Below are 22,241 nucleotides of genomic sequence, written 5' to 3'. Positions count from 1 at the left end.
CCCAAGGAATCCTAAGACTGCCGCATGTGGTTTCCGAACAATACCGTTTCTCGAAAGATTTGAGAGTTTCGCAGTATCACTTGCTATAATTCCTTTCCGGCCTTCCGGTTAAATCCTCCGTATGCTGGGTTATTCATTCAAGGCGAAGCGGTTAGTAAATACATCCCGTAGGCCAATCAGGGCGTTACCGCTTGAGTCGCTGGAGGCAGAGGAAACCAAGGCTGAGCAGGCCAGCCATCAGCGCAGTGCCCGATGGCTCACCTTCCGTTCGCCAAGCCGTTTTATCTGCTTCATTTGCAGCATGTGCGTCAAAACGGCTATGTCCTGCAGACCCGAAAATCCTAAAAAAAGCCACAGAAACCAATGTGCTTTGGCTTCCTTCGATTTTCGGAGCTCTCTTCAATGGTGTGATGTTTTCCTTATATAAACTCCCATTAGAATCATTTGGTGTAATCGGAAATGAAACTTAGCCACTGCATCTGACATGGTGGAAGCTGCATATTAATTGGCTGACCTTCAAGGACCGTAACACGAACTGCCTGAGTTGGAGCCGCATCATTATCCATTGGCAAAGGAACCGAAATCTCGCCCTCGCGCCCGCCACTGAGGATCAACTCACCACCATTGCGATACTTGATGGCCTTGAATTGAAAAGTATAGGTTCCGGGATCTAAATTGATTCTGAATGTAGCAGGACGATGCAGCTGGACGAAATCTTTCTCCAAAGGGTCCTTTAACCAGCCAGCATTCATATTCTTCCCTGAAACTTTGCTGGTGAAACCGTACCCCTTGACCTCATCGTAAGCATCCTCTTTGACAACCGTCACGAATGGACGGATGCTACCGACTTTCATCTGCCCGACGTGCTCGTGCGTCCCAAAATCAATCAGGTAGGCGCGTGCGTTTTCCATAAAGGCAATCTTTTCACGGCGGGCAACTTCTCGGGCAATGGCTCGGTCAAGCAGTTGGTCGACCACGCCTTGCTTTTCAATAGATCGAATATAAATCGGAAAATCGCTAAGCTGATAATCGGCAGTCAGGTCAACCTTAGCAACTCCGCCAAAGGCGTTTGTGACCTCACACTCGCCGAGATCCAGCCCCAACGGAGCAACCCCCTTCGGCACATGAGCCGACAAGAAATAGCCGTTCGGCTCACGCCAGAGATAAATCCACACGTCAGGATCATCCGTAAGCAAACGATACGAGCGCGGCGCGGTGACGCCATCCATCTGCCGGATCAGCGTAGCCATCGTAAAGAAGGATGCGCGTAGCGATCCATCGTTACGAATTAGCCCTGCGCCACCATGATGTGTCGGCGTCGAGCCCGCGATTCGATAAAGCATCATTTTCTGCACACCATTAGCCAAGCCAAGCATACATCCGCGAGGTAACTTAGCGGCCTGGTGACGCTCAGTCCGGCCAATCGGACCGCCCACATCATAGCCCATTTCCGTCACCCAAATCGGCATATCCGCCTTGTATTTGTCACGCCAATCCGCGAGATCGATCAAATACTCTTCAATGATTTTCGAACTCGCGTCCCCCTTCCCCGTTCGGTTCGCATTCGGGTCGCGCGTGGCCGTTTCAGGGTCCTGCTTGCCGGTGTAGTAGTGCACACTGAGGACATCGGTAAAGTCCAGCGGCGTCTTACCATCTTCGTAAGTAAAGCTCTGCATGGTATCGATCCAGTCCATCGTAATGCCAGCCCAGCCCCCGTTCACGCGAAGCGCTTGCGAGTCAGCTTTTTTAACGGCTTCGGCACCCACACGGAAAAGCTCATAAAACTCCTCCAAGGTCCCGATAAAAAACCCCCATGAAGGCGCCGTTAAGTTGGGCTCATTCCAAATTTCAAAGGCCTGCATGTAATTCAAACCGGTCCGCTTATCGTTGGTGTACAGACTTTCTACATCAGCCTCTGCCTGCCCATAGCGCGCCACTGCCTGATAGATCGCCTCACCATAATCGGCATAGTCAATTGGCGGATAGCGTTTACGGTTTTTCTTGATGTCAGGGCCTGCTGACGTAGCCCACTTGGGAGTTTCAAAAATATAGGGCAAGATCGACAGCCCAGCTTCGTTGAAGGCTGCAAAGTATTCATCCATAGGCACATTCCAAGGGGCGACCGACCCATCAAATCGAAAGTCTTTGGGCGCGGGGTTGTAGAATGGCCATTTGAGATTTTCGAAACGCACCCAACCAAAGCCCAAGCGCTTAATTTCAGGCACGTAGCGCGGACTATTTACATTGATGCCGAATCGCGAATCCGGCCGTATCGCGACCTCTCCTTCAGGCATCACGAAATAGTCTTTGTTTTTTACGTAAGTTAAACCATCGTTCTGATACGAGAGCGCATATTGGTATGCGTTCGACCCCAATCCTTCTGACGGAGAAAATTCAACCAGTTGAAAACTCCGCGCCGGCACTTCGACTGACAGCGTCTCCTGAAAGACGGTGTCACCTACCTGAGGAGCACCAATGACCTCATCCTCAGCCCCATCATAAACGTGAATCGATGCCAACGAACGGAAAAAGCCTGGTAATTCCTGATCACCATCATGATGACGAATTCGCAGCAAACGAGCCTTAAAAGGCGCATCTGCTTTAACCTCTACGTACCCCCAGCTCTTCTGTAGGTCTATGCCCTGCAGCCCAGCTACCGGCTCAAAGTTTTTCCCATCCACCGATGTTTCGATATCAATTTTGCGAATCCAGTTTCCATCGCCTGGTTTAACTTCGATCATCTGGATTTCGCGCACTTGGCCTAGATCGAGCATTTCGTAGACGGTGTGCTTCTGCCCTTTCGCCAACGAAGGAGTCAGGCAAGTATCATCAGCGCCATCGGTTAAGCTATTATCTTCCAATCGTTCACCATCGATCACAAACCAACTCGTTTGCCCCTGCGCATGATCACTGCCCATGCCCGGTCGTGGCAACTCCGGCGTCAAGTAACGAGGATTTGTTTGCAAAGAGCCACTCAAGGGAAGGCTCAAATCGACATCTTGATAATTGTGCACCAGGACCCTTCCCCGAAACGCATCTCCTGGCTCGCCCCAATCGGCGGCAAGTAATTCAACGCGAATTGAGACCTCAGTCGTCTCCATCTCGGAGAGAGCAAACAAACCGTCCACGGTTATTTCACTAAGCCCCCGACTCCTGGCATACCATACAACCTGCACCGACTTAATCGGCTGATCCACTTCGCCATTTTTAGCATCCTGCGAATAGGCTGTAGCAAACGTCGATGCATCGACGTTAAACTCGACCCACTGCCAGCCAGTCCAGTCAGCATCAACAAGTGCTTCCATTGCCTCGCCCTCGCTATCACGGACTTGAAAGCCGACCTGCTTCACATTCGCATTATCTGCTAGGTAGATCCACGAACCCAGGGCCACAATATCCCCCTCTAATCGTGCATGAATGCGAAAGTCACCCTTCGCACCCGCTCCCTCGGCTTCGCCTGAAAACTGTAATGCAGTGTCGCCCACCTTCGCCTCCAAATCGCGATTTGCCTCAGGATACTGAACGCTCATATTCAATGAATTCCTTTCCGCGACATCACCCGGCTCGATCGCCGACAGCATTAGGAGCTGCTGTTTTCCGCTCGGTGAAGCCAACAAGCTATCCGAGGGCAATGTAGATATATTTGCGACTACATGCGCAGCCGCAATGAAGGCGCAGACAGCCGTAAACACCAGCCGTTTTCGCAGCATACTAATTAGGTAACTCATAGAGATGTTTGGGTTAGTTGAGATAAATTTCGATGCAATTGCACTCCAAATGAACCTTACATCGAAGAACGGTCAACACCCTTGTGAACATTCTCATAAAAAACCGATCTCCAAAACTTTCTTCTTGAAAATTATCGTTTTGGGAAACAAAGCTTACTGCGATGAAGCCTTGCGCCTTACCCAGGTTTAACTGAATTAAGATTAGCAATCGGCCGCAAGAAGAACAACAACCCAAACATACTCCCCCATCTCAACTCTCGCGCCCCGAAATGTGAACATTCTCATTTATAATCAGAGAATAATCACCATTCCACCTTCTCCAACATAACCCTAGAATTGAACGCGCCCCCTGGACACGCTGTCTTTTGCGCGTCTCGATTCCCCAAACCCAACCCCTACGATGCCAAAAATACCTATATGTTCGGCTCCACTACTGACGGCTGGATTGCTGCTATTCAGCCCGTCTCTGGACGCTATCGAAATAATAGTCGATAACACCGACAGCAGCCAAACGTCATCCACCGGCGCGTGGTCGACTTCCAGCTCTACCGCTGGGTACTACGGAAGCGATTATGCGCACGACAACAACACCAACAAAGGCCAGAACACCTTTACCTTCACGCCGGATATCCCTACTACCGACTACTACGAAGTGTTTCTCCGCTGGTGCTCCTACTCCAACCGAGCCACGAACGTTCCCGTGACGGTGACTCACGCGGATGGAACCGAAAACTTCCTGATCGACCAAACCGTTGCCGGCGGCCAATGGGTCCCGCTGGGCGTCTACTCATTTGATGCCAACGACACCGGTAACGTTCTGATCGAAACAACCGGCACCAGCGGTTACGTTATCGCAGATGCGGTTCGCCTCCTGACCAGCGTGCCCGCACCGGAAGGACTGGCCGCACAGTGGCAATTGAACGAAACCACCGGCCTGGTAGCCTTCGATTCCGCCAATCTCCACGACGGCGACCTGTATGGCGACGTTAGTTGGACACGCAACGGTAAGCACCTGGGCGCAGCGGAATTTGATGGAGACAATGACTGGATCGAGGTCATGGACAGCGACGCTTTTGATGGCGACGCCGTTACGATTTCCTGCTGGTTCAGCCCACGCACCTTGGATGCAAATCCGCGCGGCATTGTATCGAAACGCCAAACGTATACCCAGCAACGCGCTTTCAGCATCTTCACCTGGCACAGCAACCAACTGTATATTGACATCGGTTCTGAGCGTTTTGCCACCGGCTACGTGGTAACGGATCAACATCGTTGGCATCACCTGTCCGTAGTCTTTGACGGAGCGCTTTCACAAGGTCGCCTCAAGCTATACGTCGATGGCGAGTTGGAGTTTGAAGCGCAACCGAACGCCACAGCAATTGCCGACACCAGCGCCAATCTGTTTATCGGTTCGCTGAATGCCAACTACGGCACAACCTTCGATGGTTTCATTGACGATGTCCGCTTTTACGAGCGCGCCTTGGACAGCGTCGAAATCAACAATGTACTGGATAGTGGCATGGAGCACACCAAGCTACACCTGACCGCCAGCATGATCATTGACGAAACCGCTGCCTCCAACATGGAAGCACTCGTCGATGAGCAAGACCATTGCGGCGACCCCGTCTTCGATCTGCCCAACGCGAACTCCCCTACCTCGAACTATGGCAACGCCGCTAGCTGGTATTACCCGCTGCACGCCATCATCGACCTTGGGGCTGAGCACGAGATCAGCTACATCGCCTTCTTTGATAGCAACAACAATGGCGAAATTGAAATCTCCTCCGGTGAACCGTTCAACTGGACTTCGCTCATCACGGACAACCTGACGGCCTACCAGCAGTGGAAAGTATATCCGGTTGATGTAAATACCCGCTACATTCGCTACACGGACTACAACGGCATTTCACCGCCCGAAATCCTGATTTACGGCACGTCGCTCGGCACCGTGGAACCCGAGCCAGAGCCGGTTCACTACTCGCCGCCGCCCTTCGATCAGTTTCTTGGAGTCAACGCTCAGGGCCGCAATCCACTGCATCGCCTGGAAGCCGTCGGATTCATTCGCCAATACCGCAGCTGGGCTTACTGCGAAGGACACAACAACTGGGCAACTTATCCCGGTTATCCCAACAACTTAAACGGCTTTGCTCCGGCTTACACGAATGGCAACTACGACAATATCTACACCCGCTACGACACCGTCGGTCTCGATTTGGTAATGACCATTCAGGACTCGGTCAAGTGGCTCGATGGCATCGGCGGTTCGATCAAACCTAACGCCGGACGCCCATCGGATGAACCCGCATCTTACATTGAGCACGCAGACCACCTGTTCCAAACTGCGGCACGCTACGGCAGCCAGCCAGTTGCGGACAACCTGCTCAAGCTGAACAGCAACAACCCGCGCTACAGCGGCATGGGCCTCGTCCAATATTATGAAAATTGGAATGAGCAAAACCGCTGGTGGGACGGCCGCGATGAATACTTCACGCCGTATGAATATGCCGCGATGTCCAGCGCTGACGCCGACGGTCACCAAGGCGTCCTTGGCTCGGACAAGGGCATCTGGAACGCTGATCCGAATACACGCCTGGCAATGGGCGGCATCGTGAAGATGGACCTCGATTACATCAAGGCCATGCGCTTCTGGGCGCTGCACAACCGCATCGACGGCGAACTACCGTGGGACGTCATTAACCTGCACCACTACGCCAACGACCGCGACGGCGAACAATACGTGAATGCCCAAGGCATCAGCCCTGAGGAAGATAACCTCCGTGAGCGCCTACTCGTGTTCCGCGATTATTGCGACCGTTACATGCCCGGCGTTGAACTATGGGTGTCTGAGTTTGGCTATGACACCGCCAGCACTTCGCCACAGCATGCACCCGCGATCGGCACGTTTAGCGCAGAAGAAGTCCAAGCCCAATGGAATGTCCGTAGCTTCCTGGCGATGGCGGCAGGTGGCGTTGATCGCGCCATGGTTTACAGCTTGGCTGACGACGTTTCCAGCGGTACCGGTCTCTACAATACCTGCGGCCTCACCTCCGACGAATGGAGCGGCTACCAGCCCAAGCCGGCATGGTGGTATGTTTACACGCTGAAAAATCGTCTCAAGGGCCTCTACTTCGAAGACGTTCAGGATTCCGGAGATGAGGACGTGCGCATCTATCGCTTCATGGATGGTAATGGCGTCATCAAGGCCTACGCGGTCTGGTGCCCCACGGTTAACCAAACCGAAGTCAATGGCTATTCGCTCCAACTGCAAGGCAGCCCGACTACGGCTGATTTGGTCGAGCTAACCGTTGGCGACCCGGACGGCGTAAAAACACCGCTTACGATCAATAGCGGCGCTGTCAGCATCGACGTTAGCGAACGTCCGGTCTTCGTCATGATCGACCACACCGAGCCCGACTTCGAGTTGACGCAAAAGCTTACGCTGACTCCGTCTATGGTTACCAACGAGTCCGGCCTCGGCGATGCGACCATGATGGTTGACGAGCAAACTCTATCCGGCGATCCACGTGACGATAATGGCGGCTCGCCAACCACCAGTTGGTCTCCCGGCGGCGGCGCTCACAGCGCCTACATTGATCTGGGCCAGGTGCGCAACATCGACCGTATCTATCTCTATGATACCTCGAACTCCGGCCCGTTGACCATTGAAATCGGCACGCCCGGAAACTGGAGCACACTCACCGAAAGTCAGATGACGGGATACAATTCCTGGTGGGAATACGTCTACAATGTAGACACCACGCAAACCCAGTATCTCCGCATCACCCGCACCGGCGGTGCCAACTTTAATGAGATAGTCATCTACGGTAAGTAAGGCTAACGCAAAACCATGAGTTAAGCATAGCGGAGCCAACGTTCATCAACTGCGGCTCCGCTATTTCAATTTCCTCAACGCCCATGAAAAACCACTTCAAGAAATTCCTAACGCTCTCTAGCTTGCTGATCGCCTACCTCAGCCAGCAAACACTGATGGCCGAAAATCAATACCTCGTCTCAGAAGTTGATGGCGGCATGCCCTACCTGCTGCACGTGCCCGATGAGTATGATGACAACCCCGATAAATCTTACCCGACCATCATTTACCTCCACGGCTACGGTGAACGCTGCGCCCCTGCCAGCTATGGCACCACCGATGAGCTCGCCGATCTGGAAAACGCCAGTGGCACGCCCGCTCGTCTCATTCGGGATGGCTACACGATGGCGGCTGAAGTCGATGGCGTCACCGAATACTTTATAGTAATTTCTCCGCAGATTCGCTCGAGCCGAGGCCACTGGAATGCCGCCGATGTCGTGGCATTACTCGACGAAGTCTCGGCCAATGTGCGCGTCGATCCAGACCGCGTGTATCTGACTGGTTTTAGCTTTGGCGGCACCGGCGTGTGGCGCGTATTAACCGAATCCGCCAACGAACCCAACCGCTTTGCTGCCGCCGCCCCGATTTGCGGTTGGTCCAATGTCTCAAGCAAGCACGGTACCATTGCGGAAAACAAAGTCGCCCTTTGGTCCATGAGTGGTCTCAGCGATCCAACCGAACACACGCCTGAGCGCGTCTTGATTTCCAACCGGGAGTTGCGCAAACACCTTCCCGAAGTGGACCACTTCGTCACGCTCTACCCCGGCGTCGGCCATTCCAACAACCGCTCTTACAATCTCGGCAACACCTTTCATGATCCAAACCTCTACCAATGGTTTCTACAACAAAGCCTGCAGACGCCCGGCCTAACACCGCGCACGAACTTGGCTGATCGCTCGGAAACAACGGCCACTGCAGGCGACGTCCAAGGCTCATATGGCGCTGGCCGCGTGAAGAATAACACCAACACCTTCTGGGGCTCAGATACCGACAACTACGACAACAAGTGGGTGATGCTCGACCTTGGGCAAATTGAAGTCGTCGACCAAGTTTACCTGCGATTCGCATCGTCCACCAGCGCATCCCTCCAGCCCACGGCGCCTCATGGCGAAATTGCTTCGATCGAGGCCTCACCCACCAGCGGGCGACTGCGCATCTACGCGCCCGACCACGCACGCCGGGCTGCATCCACCGGCATACCCGGGCACCGTATTTGGATCAAAGACTCCGATGGCTATGATGGCGGCTCCTTCGAAATCGTCCGTGTCAATAGCTCCAGCTCCACCAATCCGGATGGCTGGTTTGAAATTGAAGGCGAGTTTACGGCCGACAGCACCGGCACCTGGTATTGCCTCAATGAAACCGTCGTCGACTATCAACTGGAAGGCAGCGAGAACGGCAGCGACTGGACTCTCCTCGCAGACATCGACGAAAACTACGAATACAACCGGCAACACAAATTTGAGCCCACGGCGATGCGTTATGTCCGCCTGAAGATCGAGCGCGCTAATCGCATGGATCTCCCGGAATTCGAGCACATCTCCAAGGTCTACGAGTTTAAGGTGCTGGAAACCGTTGAAGCAGTCGATCCGCCGAGCGCCCCCACTTCCCTGCTGGCAACCAATGTAACTTCTGGCGGCGTAGATCTGCAATGGTCAGCCGCAACGGGCGTCGTGAATGATTACCTGATTTACTGGAGCCAGGACAGCACACAACCAGACACGCCTCAAGCCAGTATCAGTGGTTCTGAAACAACCTATACCGCCACTGGGTTATCCTCGAACACGACTTATAATTTCTGGGTCAGCGCGAACAATTCCGGCGGTGAGTCATCTGCAGCGACCACTTCCGCGACTACCTTGGAACTGTTGCCTCCGGCAGCTCCAACGAGCTTAAACGCCAGCGGCATCAGCGCCAACGGGCTCACCCTATCCTGGATCGACGAGGCCGACAACGAGACCGCTTACCATATATTCTGGAGCGAAACCGATACGCAGCCCGGTAGCCCGTCCGCTACCATCGATGCGGATTCAAGCAGTGTTTTTGTCTCCGACTTGAATGCCGAAACGACCTATTACTTTTGGGTCGAAGCCGTTAATTCCGAAGGCGCATCCGCCGCTGCGAGCACCAGCGCAACCACGCTCGAACCCAGCGGAAGCCTCGGTGTTGATTTGCTCTCACATTGGAAGTTCGATGAAACAACTGGTAGCACGGCGTACGACACCGCTGGCTTGAATGACGGTGCCTTGAACGGCGACATCACCCGCCTCGATGATGGCATTTCCGAACACGCCCTCACTTTTGACGGAACCGATGACTGGGTCGAGGCGCCGCATAAAGAAGCATACTCGACAACAGCATTAAGCATCTCCATGTGGGTGAGACCGTCGGCAATAGATTCTCAACCGCGAGGTCTCATTTCGAAGCGCTCCGGCACTGGCTCCTCTCAGCGAGCATTCAGTTTGTTTAGCTATGCTGCTGGCCGCCTCTACATCGATATCGGCGCTGACCGTGTTATGACGAATTACTTCCTCAACGAAGCCGATGCCTGGAAGCACATTGCCGTCGTGTTCGATGGCAATAGCGCGGCGGATAACGTGATCCTCTACATCGACGGAGCCGCTGTTTACACCGGCACGATTGCCGCGACAGCCATTCCCTCCATCAACGCACCAATCACCATCGGCATCCTCAACACCAACTATGGAGATTCCTTCAATGGCGATATCGATGAAGTGCGCATCTATGGTCGCGCGCTGCTAGCTAGCGAAGTTGAATACCTCTACGGCAATGAGCCGACCAATAACAGTGAGCTACCAGCGAGCTTTTCCGAATGGGCCGCAGATAAGTTAACCGACCTTTCGGTCGCCGATCAAAGTGCGGACGCCGACCCCGACGGCGACAGCATAACCAATCTGATGGAATACGCCTTGCAGATGGACCCGCTCCTTCCGGACATGACGGAACTGCCCAGCACCGAAATCGTGGAAGACGGTTTATCCAAGTATCTCCAGTTTCAATTCCGCTGTATTGCTGACGGCACTGGCTCCATTGCAAGCGGCTACACGGCTGGCGGATTGCAATACTTGGTGTTGGTTAGCCAAAGCCTGGCACCAGACAGTTGGACCACCGGCGAAACTCTACTCGAACAAATTGGAGAATCGACAATCAACGAAGACGGGAGCACGAACATCACAGTTCGGGTCATCGCGCCCATTGACGACGCAACGCCTTGCTTCGTCCGGCTACAGGTCAGCGAAGAATAAGCCAACCCATCAAACCATTCAAGAATGTGATCTACTATTGGCTGATGGGAACTTGGCATCTGATAAGCGCCCTCCAAGAGTCAGCGTTCAACACCTGAAAACGCGACTCATAGCAATGAACGAGAAAATTACTTCCTGGGATATCCACCAAACAAGCAACGACTGGAAAACCTATCTGGAGCAAAAGCCTTCAGTCTTGACCAGTGAACGATCGGGATTTTCCGGCGAATCGGTTTTCATCGATCCGAACCAAACCTTCCAGCCCATCCACGGCTTTGGCGGCGCCTTGACCGAAGCTGCGGCCGTGACTTTGGCCCAGCTTCCAGAGGGCGAACAGGATGCCATCCTCAAAGAATATTTCAGCCCTGACGGACATGGATACTCCCTGTGCCGCATCTCGCTGAACAGTTGCGATTTTTCACTCGGCAATTACGCCTGCGTGGAGGAAGCCGGCGACGTTGAACTCAAGTCGTTCAACCTGGACCGCGATAAGCAATTGGTCATACCATTCCTGAAAAAGGCTTACGAGTACAGCGGCGGTAAACTCAAGATCATGGCCTCCCCCTGGAGCCCTCCAGCGTGGATGAAAACGACTGGCCGCATGAACGAAGGCGGGAAGTTAAAAGCCGAGTATCGACAGGCATGGGCAAACTACTACGTGCGCTTCATTCAGGAGTATGCAGAGCTCGGTCTGCCCATCTGGGCGATCACCGTGCAAAACGAACCGGACGCTGTGCAAAGTTGGGACTCCTGCATCTACTCAGCAGAGGAGGAGCGCGATTTCGTCCGCGACCACCTTGGCCCAGCAATGGAGCAAGCCGGTCTAAGTGACGTCAAAATCATCATCTGGGATCACAACCGCGACCAAGTGGTCCACCGCGCCAGCATAGCCTACTCCGACCCCGAAGCAAGCCGCTACATTTGGGGAACCGGCTTCCACTGGTATATGCAGGACAAGTTCGACAACATTCGCCTCCACCATGACACCTGGCCGGACAAGCACCTCATATTCACCGAAGGCTGTCAGGAATACGGCACCCACTTTCGCTCCTATGATCCTGCCGAGCGCTACGCACGCTCGATCATTGCCGACCTCAACAACTGGACCGAAGGTTGGTTCGATTGGAACTTACTCTTGGACGAAACGGGCGGCCCGAACCACGTCAGTAATTTCTGCAGTGCGCCGATCATCATTGATACCCGAACTAAAGAAATCCATAGACAGTTTTCTTGGTATTACCTCGGCCACTTTTCTCGCTTCATTCAACCCGGCGCACAGCGTATTCTTTGCGCAACGACGCACGACGACCTAGAGGCAACTGCAGCCAAAAACCCCGATGGCAGTATCGCTGTCGTGGTGCTGAACCGCACCAGTCGCAAGCGCAGGCTCCAACTTTACACTGCTCAAACAGAGGCAGTGCTGGAGTTGCCGCCACGCTCCATCATTAGCTGCGTAAGCGTCGTCGAAAGGTAGTTTTCGACGCGCCGACTTAGGCGCAAAGTATTGTAATCGCGCAGCAGATACTGAGCGCGCCAAGTAGGCGTAGCCAGAGCACTCGCCCATGCAAGTCGCCTTCGCCAAATTGCGCAAAGCGCGACAAAGCATAGCCGATCACCACCACCCATAAACTGCGCGAAGCGTAGAGCACATTCATCTCCGCCACACGGGTCGAATAATAGATTGCAATGGCGAGCCCCAACGTTTGCAGGATGTTTAAAAGCGCAGCAGACCAAAGCATTGGCTTTGGCTCACGAAATAAATCTGTCAGTTTTTTGAATGGCGATCTCCGTCGATCTTCGACCAACGCACAGGCACCAGTCACCAGGAACAACATCGACAGGAAAGTGTACAGCCCCCAGTCATCGCGAAAATAAACGATCAACGTATCGACCAAAGCCAACAACGCTGTAGCGGCTAATGCCAGAACGATCACTGCAGCGCGAGATTGCCAGGATATTGTCAGGATATGTGCTTGCTTCTCACCGCCTCGGGTCAGCAGGAATATGCCAGTAAAGATCAGCCCTCCGGCCATCAACAGAGTCAACGTGATGCTGCGTCCAAGCATTAAAGCAGCGAGCAATGCAGCAAACAACACCTTACTGCCCAACACAGGCACCACCAACGATGCAGCTCCCTTGGCAATCGCCAGGTTTATGAAGCGCAACGCCAGATAAAATAGAGCACCCGCAAATATCGGTTGCCAGAGGCAGCGATATGGCAAGTTCCCGATTTGCCAAAGCACGACCGGAAGACCGCATAAACTGCTCAGTAAAATAAAAGAACGGCTTACTTCAGTTTGCTGTGCAGGGTCATGCATCAAGGCGTGCTTCAAGCATAGCGCGGACATTGCATGCAGCAGACCACTGAGCAGCGCCAGTCCACTATAAAACCCGATCATCGGTGGAGTCTGCTCTAGATCAAGGATACGCCCCTTGAACCAAGTCCATCAAACGCCGACCATAGTTCAGGAACACTTGATATTTATGCTCCCAAGCAGCTTCACAGTCAGTAACGTCGGCGTGGAAAACATCAGCAATATGCGGCTCGATCGAAACAATCCCATCGTATCCGCGCCGTGCCAAATCATTTAGAATACGCGCCACATCTGCGTCTCCGGCCCCTGGATAGGCATACTGCGTCGCCATGAAATGAAAGTTCGTTGGCAGTTCGCCATAGCAAACTGAATCCTTGATGTGCACATGGCGTACATAATCACGGACCTGCTCCCAAACCTTCCAGGCTTCTTGACGTGGATAGGGCGGCCCAAGCTGTGTCAGGTCCGGCGATAGCAAGGGATTTCCCGTATCAAAGATCAGTCCCAGACCCGGGATCGCTTCCAGTAGCTCAAGCGTCTGCGCGACACCGAGGCCTCCATAATTAAAGCAGTTCTCATGCAACGGCGTGATGCCTGCATCGAGAAAAAGTTGGCAAACGACCTTGAGGTTTTCGATACGTAGCTTCGCATTGAGTGACTCAAGACTCGTTGCATCGCCATCAATTTTGTAACTCATCAGGCGAACATAGGGCGCCTTCAATCGCTGCATTCGGGGAATTAAAACCTCTGCATCCTTTAAATCTTTTTGTAGATCCAAGGCCGCATCACGGGACCAGTTTGCGATACCTGAACCGACTCCACATACTTTGATTTCAGCCCCTTCAAGAACTCGACATACGTGCTCAAAATCCGCATCGCCCAGAGCAGTGATATCCTTTTGATTCACACTGCGCAGCTCAATGTGAGACCAGCCTAACTCGCGAATTGCCTGTATCTGTTTTTCGATAGGATCTCCCGCCTCATCTCCGATTCCAGCAAAATTATATGATGGTTTTTTCAAATAATTCATGGCTTGGTTCAAAATTTTCAAAGAGTTACTTTGAGGCCGTTTTCAGCCGACTCTCTTATTGCGTCGAGCACTATAGCAACCTCCAGAGCCTGCGCCGAATCCATCCGATACGCACTAGATCCATTCAGTTCATCAGCAATTGCATCATAGACGTCTTTCGCATCTCCGTAGGGATCGCCCTTGATGGAGTGGCGACTCGTTTCAATCTCAAAATTCTGCCGGTACTCGTCCTCGCGCTCAGCGCTGGGAGCTTTCAGCTTTCGGACTTCAGCTTCGCGAGCATCGCGTACACAGATTGCTCCTGATTTTCCCTGAAGCATCCAATTCGGGAATGCGATGGGCGACTGCGTCAATTCGACTTCAGCAAGAATGCCGTTCTCAAACTCCAACGTCGCCTTAAAGGCATCTTCCGTGTCGCCAGGATTCCAAAATTGCCGCAAATCCGCATTAACGGATTTCACCGGACTATCGGCTAAAACCATGACTTGGTCCAACAAATGCGGTCCCCAGTTTAGCAGATACCCACCACCATAGCGCTTCCAAATTTGCCAGTCATCCCGCAAAGAGCATGTCGTATGCATACGGCGAATTATCTGTAGCTCTCCGATAACTGCTTTCTCGTTTTTAAGGAATTCCAAATCGGCAGCCCAACGAACAGGAGCCCAAAAAAGAATGCGACGCTTCACTCGATCGGCTGTTTCGATCATTCGACCAATCTCATCTGCATTGATTCCCCATGGCTTGGTCACCAAGGTATGGTATCCTGCTTCAAGAGACTTCAGCGCAATATGACAGTGATCGTTACTGCGCACCATGACTAATACGAAGTCAAAATTTCCAGCCGCCAGCATCGCGTCAGCAGTCACGTACCCCAGACAGTCGAAATAAGAGCGGCCCGCCCTAAGGGCATCAGGATCAGTATCGCAGACTGCTGTGATAGTAAACCGTGGGTGCTTGATCAGACAAGGCGCATGCATCCCCATGAGATTGCGACCAACGCCAATAATTGCCATGCGGATAGGTTGGTCAGACTTCATGAATTCTACGTTTTGATTAACAGGATTCACGAACGAAGGGCACATTCGGCCATTGCCGGTTGAGTCACTTCGATACGGCAGCTCTGGCCAACCTCCATCAACGGGATCAGCCCACTTGAATCAGTGTGCAGCTCACCATCTATTTGGATTTGTCGCGACTCGTATTCGTCCCCCTGCTTAACCGTTATTTCATATTTGACGCCACGATAGGTTTTGCTCACATGGACTTCATCCCATTCCGCAGGCAATTGCGGATCGATAATCAGTCCTTCGTAGTCAGCACGCACCCCAACCAAGTACCTTACAACGACTTGATACATCCACGCGACACTGCCCGTCATCCAGGTAAATTCCATTTGGAATGCACGGTTTCGATGCTCCGGGCCAAAGTAACAATTCGCATAAATGTATGGTGGCGACTCCTCCTTGTAATGATTTTCAGAGTCATAGCCCGGCGTTATTCGCTTGAACAAATCATAGGCTCGCTCTGCCCGTCGATCCAGAAGCAGCGCCCAGATCATGAAGGCATTCACATGGGTGTAAATGGTGCCGTTCTCGCAAATGCCAGGCTCAAGATAACTGATGCGCCCAATGCGGTCATCTGGCTCCGTAAAAGTCGGGTCCAGCAAAAGGTATCCTAGCTCAGTCAAAAGATGATCATCACAGGATTTGAGCAGTTGCTCTGAACGTTGTTCATCCACGATGCCAGAAATTAATGCCCAGCTTTGCGCATTGGCGAAGATGCGCCCTTGCACATCGGCAGCAGAGCCAATTGCGCGACCATCATCATCAAAACAGCGAACATACCATTCACCGTCCCATGCCTCTTGATTGAGCGCTTTCTTCATTGACTCGTAACGTTCCATGTATGCCTGCTCTTTCCGCTCATTGCCAAGGTAGGCATAGAGTTCGGCAACATCCGTCAACGCACGTGCATAGGCCATGCTTAACCAAACACTTTCGCCGTGCCCTTGTTTGCCAACCCCTGTCAGAGAGTCATTCCAATCTCCATATTTGATCAGGCATAGCCCGTGCGCGCCCTTATTGGTTTCGAGAAAATCCAGCACGGCGTCGAAGTGCTCCCAAACAGAACCCTCCCCTTCATCATAAAAGGGTATAGTCTCGTCCATTAGCTTGAAATCGCCCGTCTCTTTCAAGTAAGCGGTGATCGTAAAAATCAGCCAAAGCGCGCTATCCGAATACGATTTTTCATCGATTGGATTCCATCCTCGTATGGCAAGTCCACTTCGATACTGGTAGCGCAAAGCGTCCATGATGATGCAACGTGTACGATCCGAATCAAAAGAGCTAACGCCAAAACCATGCTGAACAATGTCGCGATAACCCATCCAACCCCAACGACACCAAGTTGCGCCATAATGAGTCTGATGCTTAGCCCAATGATTGATTATTCTGTTTAGCTGTTCATCTGGCGTTTGGATACTCTCCTTCAGCAACGGTGCCGAGCGGGCTTCCAACATTTTAGCAAAATGTTCATCAGCGCGACCCAAGTATTTTTCTTTGAGCTCGGCAATGCCGCCAGAGGAATCAGTAACCCCAAGCAATGCATCAAAAGTCAGCTTCTCGCTCGGAGCAAGAGTTCGGTTTATCTGCCCGACCAATACCGTCGAATCTGACGAACCGGGCGTATTGCTACATTGCCCATTTACCACTGCTTGCGGACGATGCAAACCACCATAGACGCCAACAAATGCATCGCGCGTTCCATCAAAGTAATCGAAGGACAGTTCTGACGTGAGGAATCCAGTCTGGTACGAGTGCGGCGACACATGAGGGTGCTTCGTGGCCACCACTGCATTGTTGCCCGCATCAAAATAAGAGTTGCGGAAGATCATATCTCCGTAACTGTTGAACCCCCACTTGTAAGCAAAGCTTATCTGGTTATAGAAAAATATGGATACGTTACGTAGCCGATCTGACTCATTGCGCAAACTGACCGTCCACATTTCGACGGGGTCTTTTCCATCAGGGATAAAAATACGTAACCGTGAGGCAATGCCATGAGTCGAGCTGGTGATATCAGTATAGCCAATACCATGTTCGCACTCATAGCGATCGTAGGCATGACAAACCGGTTCCCAGTTCAAGTTCCAAAATTCACCAGTATCATTGTCGCGAATATAGATAAGTCGGCTCATCATCGCGTCACGTCCGAAGATATCGAAATCGCAGATACGCCCCTCTCCCGTCATCAGCTTGGTCGCTTCTTTGCCATCAACTTGGTAATCGAAATAACCAACGCCGGTCTGTTGCACACAGGCAAACGCCGCGTCATTCCAGAGAAAATTATCAAAAGCGCGCGGGGTATCCGGTCTCGTTGTAATAAAAGTATTATTGGAACTAAAATAGCCGTATGGCGAACGCATATTCATGGTAGGTTTCTGTGCTGTTTAGAATTGTAAATAAATAGCGATCTATCATCCGGATATCCGTTCGCGCAAGCCGCAGTGTAGATGCCTCCGCAGATACTGATATGATTATTACAGGCCTGACTTCCTGATGGCAGGCAGATTTAAAATGTGATCTACTATAGAGCGCTCTTTACTTGGCAGTCATCAGAACCAGAGGCTTAAATAATAGACACAACGAATACCTATGCATACCAAAAATTGCATTTCCGAATTCATGCGCCCCTTTATTACTAGAGACCTATTTCGATGCCTTCTTATTTTGCTAGGGCTCATTATGTATGGTTGCACGAATGACCGACACTCAGACCTCCCCCCAGAGAAACAGTTAGATCGTGGACTCGAGGCGCTCAGCATCTTCAACTTCAACGAAGCCCAAAAGTTTTTGTCCCTAGCCCAACCACAATATGAGGTGGGATCAACTAACTGGCCATTAGCCACCTATAGCCTAGCCCTTGCAACATGGCACAGCACACCGCCAAATGCAGAAAACGTAGCCAAAGCCAAAGCGTTGCTCCTTCAAGTCGTAGAGCAAGCGCCAAGCTCGGAATTTGCGGCAAGCGCCTTGGTCGATTTAGGCCGAATAGAAGAAGCATCCGACTACTTGGGCGACGTTGAAAACATCCCATCGGCGCGCGAATACTACCAACGTGTTCGAATGGATTTTCCACAATCCGAGATGTCCTTTCGCGCAACGTTGTTTCTCGCTCAAACCTACGCCCAAACATTTGACCCTGAACAAGTCGAAATCGGCATTGAATTGCTGGACCAACTCATGGCATCCAACCCGCCAGAGAAATGGAAAGGACTTGCGGCACAATATACCGCGCAACTTTATGCGTTCTACCTAGATCAACCTGAAAAGGCATACGACGCATATCGCATGGCCGTAGACTCAGGCCTACCCCGGCCGGCCGACATAGACGTATCCCTTTGGCAGTTTGGCCTTTTAGCAGAGAAGGCAGGGCACGAACTAGAAGCTGTGGAAATCTACAGCGAAATCTTACGCGAACATCCACGGAGCATCTACGGCACACTTGCATACCAACGAGCCATTGATATCGCCAAACGTCATCCCGATGAAAACATCCACGTACCCGAACAAGTTACCAGTGGCGTCGGTCGCACGGCTTTTAGCCACCCTAATGAAGGAGTTGTTAACGAGGAGCCAGACCAATGAGTGATAGAAAATTTAAGTTCAACACCAGTTGGATAGCCATAGGCATTCTGGTCAGTGCATTTGTCATCAGCGCCGTGCGTTTTGCCATTGTCTCACAAGAGCTTTCTTCCGCTGACAGCGAAGGAGAAGGTAAAATTAACATTCGCATCGCACACTGGCTGCTCGAACCCGGCGTCCGCGAAAGCCTCCAGGCGGCAATCGACGAATATGAATCTCTGCCCCATGTAAAAGCAGCCGACGTTCACGTACTGCAAGTGCCCATCTCCCAGCGATTCTTTGAGCAATTCATGAACGTCCACCTAATCAGCGGCACAGCGCCCGACATTGCGATTAAAGGTGGCACTACTCTGATTAAGGGTAATGCGCTAGCCAAGTTCTATGCGCCGATCAGTTCATACATCAATGAACCAAACCCATACAATGCGCTGGAGTACCAGGCACAAGGCCTCAACCCGGAGCTGTCCGAGTTTCTCGCAGAGGCTTCGTGGAAGAATACCTTCTTCGATGGACTTCAGGGTGGCTATGAGGAGTTACTCAGCGATTACTACGCCATACCGATTTCCACCTGGGGAGGTAGCCGTATCTTTTACAATGTCGATATGCTTCACGACGTTGTCGCGTTTACCTTGGAAGAGACTAAACTCAAACCGGAACCATCATGGCTTCATGAGGTATGGCGAACCTCAGAAAATCCAAACGGTTATTTAGCACGCGCAAGCGGCATCAGATGGCTGGAGGAAGATCGGCTTCCTGAGACCCTGGGGGAGTTTCTTTTTTATTGCCGGGCTGTTCAGGCATACGCCGCCGCCAATGGCTACGAGAACTTAGTCCCGATTGCTGGAAGCCGCTACTATGGAAACAATCTGATGAGGCAGTATCAGCACGACTTCCTCTCATCATATTGGGAGGAACTCGATTTTGAGCCAGGCTCGAAACTCCACGCCATGGAAACGATTTCAGGATATAGCGAGGGTCAGTGGGATTTTGATTCACCTGCACTAAAGGCTTACTTCGAGTTCATGAAAGAGCTAGTCCGGTATTACCCGAATGGATTTCTCGGTATGGATCGCGAACAGGCACAACGCCGCTTCGTTCTCGGACAGGCAGCAATGATGGGATCCGGCGCATGGGATGCTCAAAGCGTCTATTCCGGCGTAAAGAAAAGAGACGATCCCGCCGATCGATTCGAAGTAAAAATTTCCCTACGACCGCTACCCACCGACGATGAGCGTTGGGGCGAATTCCTGACATTCCGCATATCCGAGGCAGATGTAAAAGGACAAGTCCCATTCGCCATCAATAAACAAACGCCACACTTTGACTGGTGCCTGGACTTCCTGAAATTCCTAACATCCCATCGGATCAACGAAGCGTATAACGAGGAAGCTGGCAGGCTTCCGGTCATCATTGGTGCGGAGCCACCAGAAATCGTCCGCGCGTTTACTCCATCAGTACAAGGCATTCCCGAACACCTCGCGCTTGACTTGGGTAAAAGCGAACTGCCTGCCTCGATTAAAACAGTGTGGTCGGCAGCCCAAAAATCTTACGTATCCGGGGACATCGACTACGAAGAAGTGAAGGAGACAATGACCGAAGTGCTCGAGAACCCACAACTCGGTATTAAAAAGGCATGGATCGTTACTCTTCAAAGCGAGGTGGATAAATCGCGCGACAATAACCGTGCGATTTCAGTCGAACGCCTGAACGCCCTAAGGGGTTCGAGCCAGGCAGCCGACCGCGAGATCTCGCTGCTTTATCTAGGCCTAACTGAGGACGAAGGAGTCCACCTGAAACGTTGGTGGAACATCAATCATCCGGACGAGCCCTACCCATCTTACTAGCCCCGTAGCCACATACGAATCGATTCACTCACATGTCTCAAATCAACGAAAATTCGTCGATGCCTTCATCTCTCGATAACCGAAGACGGATGCGCACCAAGTTTATCCAAAAGGGTAAACTACTCCTGGCGCTGTATGGCTTGGTTCTTCCCACCTCGATATCATTATTGATTTTTAGCTACTATCCGAAAATTGACGTATTCCTAATGTCGTTTTTCCGCTGGCAGCCTCCGTCCGTACGCGAATTTATCGGACTGAGAAACTTTGTTGAGGCCTTTAGCGATCCGGTGTTCTGGCAGTCCTTTCAGCTAGTCGGCATCCTACTGGTAGCCAACCTCATCAAGTTGTGGCCTGGGATTTTGGCAGCCATAGCACTGAACAGAATAAAAAGCGATAGACTCAGATACTTCACTCAGGTTTGCTTTGTCGTGCCAATGATCATTCCATCAATGATCTTTCTACTCATTTGGAAGAGCTTCTATGATCCGGATTTTGGTTTGGTAAACCGGTTTCTCAATGCAAGTGGAGGCATGGAATTCTTAAACTGGATGGACACCGCCATGCCAGCGCTTTCCCTAAAGTTAGCCCCACTACAGACTCAATTCGTCGATCCAGTTTTCGGAAGCGTTGGTGGTTTGATTCTACTTGGTGCATTCATTTTTGCCGCCAGTCGCCGCAAAGAACTCGATAGAAACCGTTGGGGAGACTACGCCACACTCATGGCGGGTGCCTTAATCTTACCGCTTGCCCAGTTGATCAATCCTTCGCCAAACACACTATATGTGTTAAGCATTATTGGACTAGTCGTCGCATGGATGCTTTGGTGCGCCAAACGCATGGGTAGCGCTTGGATCGCCTGGCCATTTTTGCTCTTAGCAGGGGTCGCAGTCTTTCACGCGGAGCTCTGGCGACTACCTGTATGCTTACTGGCAACCTTAGTGCTAGTTGAAGTAATCCGCTCGCGAAAAGACGAGTATGAAGCCCGCCCCTACTTCCGCATCCTATCGCTCTTTCTAATTGGAACCGGAATATTTATCATCTTTCTCGGTAACATTTGGACTCAGCCAATCGAACAGTTTAAGGAAGGAACACCAGCTTGGCTTGGCAACAAAGACCTCGTCATTCCTGCAATACTATTTTGGGGCTTCCCGTGGGTGGGCACTGTCGGCGTCCTCATCTACCTGTCCGGCTTGCAAAACATCTCTCAGGATGTTTACGAGGCAGCCAGACTCGATGGCGTCAGCCCTATTGGCATGATCTTCAAGATCGAGTTGCCGTTGATCATGACGCAGGTGCGGATCAACCTCATCTTCATGACCATTGGCACACTGACGATGTATGAGATTTTCCTCATCCTCCTAGGCCCAGATGGTGGCCCAGGGGGCAAAGGGATGGTGCCTGGCTTGTATATGTTTAGCTCTGCATTCAGCGAAGGTCGCTTTGGCTACGCATGCGCCTTGGGCATGGTTCTTTTCGTGATCATTTTGCTCCTCACCATCGTCTACCAGAAATACGTCAAGGTAGATAAATAAACGACTTTTCAG

Annotated in this window: 11 protein-coding genes; 6 read left to right on the top strand and 5 right to left on the bottom strand. The window is 51.9% G+C overall.

Annotated elements, in window-relative coordinates:
- Positions 1 to 440: 440 nt before the first annotated feature.
- Entirely contained in the window at positions 441 to 3,728 is a 3,288-nt protein-coding gene (locus RBB62_RS06570) for a GH39 family glycosyl hydrolase (protein WP_309397942.1), read from the bottom strand.
- Between the two features lie 400 nt (positions 3,729 to 4,128).
- Here RBB62_RS06570 and RBB62_RS06565 point away from each other — a divergent pair, with 400 nt between their 5' ends.
- The 3 genes from RBB62_RS06565 (at position 4,129) to RBB62_RS06555 (ending at position 12,339) form a co-directional block, all read left to right on the top strand.
- Positions 4,129 to 7,560 (top strand): golvesin C-terminal-like domain-containing protein, encoded by a 3,432-nt coding sequence (locus RBB62_RS06565; RefSeq protein WP_309397941.1) that lies wholly within the window; start codon positions 4,129 to 4,131, stop codon positions 7,558 to 7,560.
- An 83-nt stretch (positions 7,561 to 7,643) separates the two neighbouring features.
- Positions 7,644 to 10,865 carry a LamG-like jellyroll fold domain-containing protein gene (locus RBB62_RS06560; RefSeq protein WP_309397940.1) on the top strand — a complete coding sequence of 1,074 codons (3,222 nt, stop codon included), beginning with the start codon at positions 7,644 to 7,646 and terminating at the stop codon, positions 10,863 to 10,865.
- A 115-nt stretch (positions 10,866 to 10,980) separates the two neighbouring features.
- A complete protein-coding gene (locus tag RBB62_RS06555; RefSeq protein ID WP_309397938.1) occupies positions 10,981 to 12,339 on the top strand; it encodes a glycoside hydrolase family 30 protein in 1,359 nt (452 codons plus the stop codon).
- 16 nt (positions 12,340 to 12,355) lie between these two features.
- On the opposite strand, the gene RBB62_RS06550 is transcribed toward RBB62_RS06555, so the two are convergent.
- The 4 genes from RBB62_RS06550 to RBB62_RS06535 are packed head-to-tail and all read right to left on the bottom strand — an operon-like array spanning position 12,356 to position 17,640.
- A complete protein-coding gene (locus tag RBB62_RS06550; RefSeq protein ID WP_309397937.1) occupies positions 12,356 to 13,264 on the bottom strand; it encodes an EamA family transporter in 909 nt (302 codons plus the stop codon).
- Positions 13,265 to 13,283: 19 nt separating this feature from the next.
- Positions 13,284 to 14,210, bottom strand: a complete 927-nt coding sequence (locus RBB62_RS06545; protein WP_309397936.1) for a sugar phosphate isomerase/epimerase family protein — start codon at positions 14,208 to 14,210, stop codon at positions 13,284 to 13,286.
- 17 nt (positions 14,211 to 14,227) lie between these two features.
- On the bottom strand, positions 14,228 to 15,247 hold the full coding sequence (locus RBB62_RS06540; protein WP_309397935.1) for a Gfo/Idh/MocA family protein: 1,020 nt from the start codon (positions 15,245 to 15,247) through the stop codon (positions 14,228 to 14,230).
- 26 nt (positions 15,248 to 15,273) lie between these two features.
- On the bottom strand, positions 15,274 to 17,640 hold the full coding sequence (locus RBB62_RS06535; protein WP_309397934.1) for a GH36-type glycosyl hydrolase domain-containing protein: 2,367 nt from the start codon (positions 17,638 to 17,640) through the stop codon (positions 15,274 to 15,276).
- 223 nt (positions 17,641 to 17,863) lie between these two features.
- Between RBB62_RS06535 and RBB62_RS06530 the strand changes: the two genes are divergently transcribed.
- Genes RBB62_RS06530 through RBB62_RS06520 form a run of 3 tightly spaced genes read left to right on the top strand, consistent with a single transcriptional unit; the run spans position 17,864 to position 22,229 of the window.
- On the top strand, positions 17,864 to 18,856 hold the full coding sequence (locus RBB62_RS06530) for a tetratricopeptide repeat protein (RefSeq protein WP_309397933.1): 993 nt from the start codon (positions 17,864 to 17,866) through the stop codon (positions 18,854 to 18,856).
- The gene (locus RBB62_RS06525) at positions 18,853 to 20,697 is read left to right on the top strand and encodes an ABC transporter substrate-binding protein (protein WP_309397932.1); all 1,845 of its coding nucleotides are present in this window, start codon (positions 18,853 to 18,855) and stop codon (positions 20,695 to 20,697) included. Before RBB62_RS06530 ends, RBB62_RS06525 begins: the two co-directional genes overlap by 4 nt.
- A 32-nt stretch (positions 20,698 to 20,729) precedes the next feature.
- On the top strand, positions 20,730 to 22,229 hold the full coding sequence (locus tag RBB62_RS06520) for a carbohydrate ABC transporter permease (RefSeq protein ID WP_309397931.1): 1,500 nt from the start codon (positions 20,730 to 20,732) through the stop codon (positions 22,227 to 22,229).
- Positions 22,230 to 22,241 lie beyond the last annotated feature (12 nt).

It is taken from the genome of Cerasicoccus maritimus (assembly GCA_031296935.1).
Classification (GTDB): domain Bacteria; phylum Verrucomicrobiota; class Verrucomicrobiia; order Opitutales; family Cerasicoccaceae; genus Cerasicoccus; species Cerasicoccus maritimus.
Note: the sequence above shows the minus strand (reverse complement) of the source record. Positions and strands in the feature narration are given on the sequence as shown.